Origin of the sequence: Ligilactobacillus equi DSM 15833 = JCM 10991 (assembly GCF_000615765.1) — a bacterium.
Classification (GTDB): Bacteria; Bacillota; Bacilli; order Lactobacillales; family Lactobacillaceae; genus Ligilactobacillus; species Ligilactobacillus equi.
Genome location: NZ_BAMI01000087.1, coordinates 1 through 4,945, shown reverse-complemented (window position 1 = coordinate 4,945; position 4,945 = coordinate 1). Strand labels below are relative to the sequence as shown.

5 protein-coding genes and 1 pseudogene are annotated in these 4,945 nt (G+C 36.0%); 3 read left to right on the top strand and 3 right to left on the bottom strand.

Features of this window, described 5'->3' with window-relative positions; translation table 11 throughout:
- Positions 1 to 166: 166 nt before the first annotated feature.
- The 3 genes and pseudogenes from efp to JCM10991_RS15305 form a co-directional block, all read right to left on the bottom strand.
- Positions 167 to 724, bottom strand: coding sequence for an elongation factor P (gene efp, locus JCM10991_RS11195; protein ID WP_025021532.1), 558 nt, complete (start codon positions 722 to 724; stop codon positions 167 to 169).
- Positions 725 to 1,203: 479 nt separating this feature from the next.
- Positions 1,204 to 2,153: pseudogene (locus tag JCM10991_RS13960) on the bottom strand (alpha-hydroxy-acid oxidizing protein).
- 70 nt (positions 2,154 to 2,223) lie between these two features.
- Positions 2,224 to 2,385 carry a hypothetical protein gene (locus JCM10991_RS15305; RefSeq protein WP_023858664.1) on the bottom strand — a complete coding sequence of 54 codons (162 nt, stop codon included), beginning with the start codon at positions 2,383 to 2,385 and terminating at the stop codon, positions 2,224 to 2,226.
- 590 nt (positions 2,386 to 2,975) lie between these two features.
- Between JCM10991_RS15305 and JCM10991_RS11180 the strand changes: the two genes are divergently transcribed.
- From JCM10991_RS11180 to JCM10991_RS11170, 3 genes are all read left to right on the top strand, one after another.
- The gene (locus JCM10991_RS11180) at positions 2,976 to 3,590 is read left to right on the top strand and encodes a LexA family protein (RefSeq protein WP_023858663.1); all 615 of its coding nucleotides are present in this window, start codon (positions 2,976 to 2,978) and stop codon (positions 3,588 to 3,590) included.
- A 146-nt stretch (positions 3,591 to 3,736) separates the two neighbouring features.
- Positions 3,737 to 4,294 (top strand): ECF transporter S component, encoded by a 558-nt coding sequence (locus JCM10991_RS11175; protein WP_025021531.1) that lies wholly within the window; start codon positions 3,737 to 3,739, stop codon positions 4,292 to 4,294.
- 257 nt (positions 4,295 to 4,551) lie between these two features.
- Positions 4,552 to 4,920 carry a DUF1304 domain-containing protein gene (locus JCM10991_RS11170; RefSeq protein ID WP_025021530.1) on the top strand — a complete coding sequence of 123 codons (369 nt, stop codon included), beginning with the start codon at positions 4,552 to 4,554 and terminating at the stop codon, positions 4,918 to 4,920.
- Positions 4,921 to 4,945: the final 25 nt, after the last annotated feature.

Sequence of the window (4,945 nt, the reverse complement as noted above, 5' to 3'; positions counted from 1 at the left end):
TAGTTAACCACCACTAAGCAAGTACAGTCAGTCCCAACGACAACACCGATCCTACTGCAAGCAGGTTATCAAAAAATAAACTAGCGCCAAAAGGCTTCATAATCCTAGTAGACTAAGCTAAAAAGGGATGACCAAAGCGGCCATCCCTTTTTTTGATTTGCTTTAATTACGCGCGACTCTTGTATTCACCATTGGCGGTCGTAATGATTAAGCTGTCTCCGACGCTAATAAAGTCAGGGACAGTTACCACTAAACCAGTTTCCATAGTAGCTGGCTTCCCACCACCAGCGGCGGTAGCCCCCTTAATGTTAGGGGCTGTTTCCACCACTTTCATTTCTACCGTAGATGGTAAGGTAATCCCAATTAATTCGCCCTTGCAAAAGTCTAATTGAACTTCCATGTTAGGCATCAAGAACTTCTTTTCTTCAGCAACTTGGTCTGTGTTTAATTCGTATTGTTCATAAGTTTCCATATCCATGAACACTTCCACGGTGCCTTCGCTGTAAAGATATTGGGCGTTTTTCTTATCAACCATGACCAGTTCTACTTTTTCGCTAGGACGCATCGTGGTTTGCACAATGGAACCTGAACGTACGTCGTTTAGCTTCATTTGCATCACAGTGTTGCCCTTACCAGGCTTGTGATGGTTGGTTTCTAAGACTCGGATCAATTTTCCGTTTTGTTCAAAAATCATACCTTTTTTTAAGTTAATTGCTTCTACCATTAGTTTTTTGCTCCTTCTTGGATGCAAATAACAAAGCGCGGTTTGTTATCTGCTCCGTATCTTTTTATTTTTCAATCCAAATACGTACTAGAGCAGACAAGCCGTAGCCTATCTGCATCCAAGTTTAGGTGGGGCCAATGGTAAAGCGAATTCTTTAATTCTCATATAATGAATACCTCGCTTTCTCTAGTATTATACCATGAGAAGCAATTTTAGCGGAAAAAATCTTAAAATAAGAGCTAATCAACCTTGACCACTTCTTATTTATGTTTTACATAAGAAAATAATTCACAAAAGTAAGCAGTTGCATATCATACAAGAGCAATTCCCCACACTATGGTGGAAATATTAGACGATTTAGCTATAGTAAAACGAGGCTAGAAAATAAAAGCCTTAAAAATTCAACGCGTTTGGAACGTAATTTTTTAAGGCTTTTGACTTACAAGACTTTTTCCAGTCCAGTTTACTTATTTGTACTCTTATTGAAAATGTAAAACTGAAGAATCAAAGGACTTAGTGTCGGAGATGTTTGTGTACATCATCATTTCCGACAATTGTTCGTTCATCTTCTTAATTTGGCGCATGACTCCTGGAGTGGCTTCATCTAACAAAGGACGTAATATAGCTCGTCCCACAGAAACAGCGTCAGCCCCTAAAGCTAAAGCTTTGTAGGCATCGTAACCTGTTTCGATGCCACAGTCAACAAAGATGGTGATTCCAGATCCTGCTAAGGCCTTCTTAATAGCTGGTAACATCATTAATGGTGGTGTCGCGAAAGCTAAACGACCATGGTGATGAGAAATAACAATTCCTTTAACCCCGGCTTCTTTAGCCTTGAGGGCATCCTGGACTGAAAGAACCCCTTTGGCAACAAATGTACATCACCGGCAGCTTGAACATAACTCTTTAAATCTGCAACAGTCACAGGACCCAAAGGAATCCCATCAACAATATCATACTTACCATTTTTACCAGGTACATGACAAATATCCATCCCTAAAGCAAAAATATCATGTTGCTTTGAGAACTCAATTTGTTTGTAAATGATGTTGTGGTCCGAAAATGGCTTGATGTTACGAATGGTTGGCACACCTACTTCGGAAATTTCCTTGTAAGTGCCATCGGTTTCCATCCCAATCCAGTTCATCATACCAGTTTTTTTGGCCGCCCAAGCATTTTCACGCATTGGCTTTCGTCCGTTTTTTCCAACCTTGTTCAAGTGTGAGAAAGCTGGCATGACAATCGGACTGGCAAATTCCTTGCCAAAGATTTCTGTGGTTAAATCAGGTTCGACAGAATCAAGGATGCGCATTTCAACTAAAATGCTATCCAAGTAGTGACGATTAATTAAATTGGCATCTTCTGATCGCCCACTTGTCACTGGAATTAACCCCTTAGGACCAGGCCATGGCCCGTTATTTTGTTCCATATCAAAAAACTCCTTTTCCAGTCGTTAACCTATTTTAAACCTCTTTGTCACCAAACTACAAACTATTTGCCTATTTCTTGAGAACTTTCATATAAGGAATATCTTTTTCTCTCTTAGGGGGCAACGTAACCGCTTCGTAGTAGTAATAACCGTCTAAATCTCTTTCAGACAATAGTTGGTCGAAATAATTAATAATTTTTTTCTTTGTTGCAATTAGACTATTTTTAATCATATTAAGTCACTCCAATTAAGCTTATTCCTTTTAACAATTATATTACGCTTAAGTTGTTTCAATTAAGTCTTTAAAATTTGTTGCTTTAAAAGAACGAACTCTATAATCAAATCTACGTTTATAATCATATCCTCAACCTCATTTTTTTGCAAGTAAATTGTCTTAGACAAATTCTTTTTGGTTACACTTAGCAACGTCTATACCATTAGAAATAAGTAGTGTAGGCTGGTTTTTCTCTTTTTAAAAATTTTTCGTCCGTTTTAGAAAAGCGAATCATTTACCGAAAAATCCCTTTATATAACAAGGATTTTTATTTTAATATTTTCCCTTGTTACATCTAGACTTACTTTGCCGATAAGAAAATTTATGTTTTCTTTCGGGTAGTAAACTATAAATTTAAATAGACTTTTATTCAACTATAAGTAGCAAGTTCACATTTCTTATCTATCTATTTTAGAAACATTTTTGTTTCTTTATGGAAACAATATGTATTGTAAATCTTTAGTTTCTTTATGTCAACTTTAATTTTACAAAATCGTTCTTATGTGTTAAAATTAGCTTATTAAATTATCCTGGAAGGACTGAAAGAAATGAGATCTAGTGATCAAGTCATTGATTTAATTATTGATATTGCTAAACAAAAGCATATTTCAATTACTGAATTATCCAAGCGTGTCGGCATGGCTAAGTCCGGTGTTTCTCGTTACTTCAATAAAACACGCAAATTTCCTTTAAGTCGTACTGCAGCCTTTGCTGACGCCCTAGGAGTTCGTCCTGATTACTTAATCAACGATGATGAAGTAGACCTTGGACCTGTGACTGATTTTGTCAAAGTACCTGTAATTGGTAAAATTGCTTGCGGTTCACCAATTACTGCCCAAGAAAACATTGAATCTTACATTGAAGTACCACGTGATGCTGCCCACCGTAATGTTATCTATCTCGAGGCCAAGGGACATTCCATGGAACCAACAATTCCTGATGGTTCCTTAGTACTAATTAACTTGCAACCAACTGTCGAAAATGGGGAAATTGCGGCTGTCTTAATGAATGATCAAGAAGATGCCACCTTAAAGAAAGTTAAAAAGCAAGGTAACTCATTGGTTCTTTACCCACTTAACCCTGATTACGATGTGATTGTGCCCGAAAAAGACGACAATGTCCGCATCCTGGGCAAGGCCGTTCAAGTTACTTTAAATCTCTAATGATAATCAAGTCTGACTGACTTGGTTTTTTTATTTGGGCTTTTTTGTATCTGGTATTAAATTATTTTTTAATTTTGGGTATATTTTTATGACCAGTTATTTGCTATTCTTTTAACTAAGAAATTATTTATTAAGGAAGTGAGTCTATGCCTCGTAATAATCAAAATTCTTTACATACCTTGATTTTAACTGGTTTATTTGCAGCAATTATTTACATAGGTATCTGGGTATTACGAATTCCAATCCCAGCTATGGTGGGACGCCCCTTTATCCATTTTGGTAACACTTTAACTTTAGTGGCTATCCTATTTTTAGGCTACCGGAATGGTATCTTAGCTGGTATTATTGGCCTTGGTGGTTTTGACATATTAAATGGTTATGCTGCTACTTCATGGTTAATTATGCTAGAAGTGGTGCTTGTAGCTTCAGTAGTAACTGGTGTTTACAAATTAATGGGTTACCAAGATAACCGTAAAAATATCATTATCATAGCAATTATTGCCGGAATTACTAAAATTTTTTCTTCCTATGGGACTTCTATCGTCGAAGCCCTGATGGTCGGTACCAATATCAAAACTGCACTGGTTGCATCTTTTATGAGCCTACCAGCTACGGTTATCAATTCAATTTCAACGGCAATTTTTGCCCCGTTGCTTTACTTTGCAATTCGAAAAATATTTGTTCAAAGCACGCAACGCCGCTAAAGAGACTATGAAAAAGTTCAAAAAGGAAAAACCACTAGAAATTCGATTACGATTCTAAAATCACTGATTTCTAGCGGTTTTTTTGCTAATTCTAAAGTTAGAACATATTATTTCACTTCTATATAAATAAGGTTGAACAAAATTAAATTGTAAAAAATTCTAGAATTTTGAGGAAAAACTACTATTTTCTGCCTTTTTAGTTTGAATTTTTGTTAGAATAGAAATTGAATTATTTTTTAAAGTGTGAGGAATTTGATATGCACAATTTAGCAATTTTTTTCGTATTTTTAGTGGCTCTAGAAGCCCTGTATATTATGCGCATCGAAATGTTTGGTACGCCAGAAAAACACGCCCAAACTTTTGATATACCACTCGAATATACTAAACAAGAACAAGCACGAACTGCTATGGCCAATCAAGGTCTCTACAACGGTTTCTTAGGAGTTGGACTATTATTATCGCTATTTTTGCTTCCTAGCGCCGGACGTTTCTTTGTAGTTACCATGTTTTTAGTCTTTATTTCTATAGCAGCAATTTATGGTTGGTTATCATCTGGTAAAATTAAAATTTTATATTTACAAGGAAGTCCCGCTTTTATTGCATTACTCTTATGGATTTTCTTTTAAATTTAAAAACTTATTGGTGATTTAA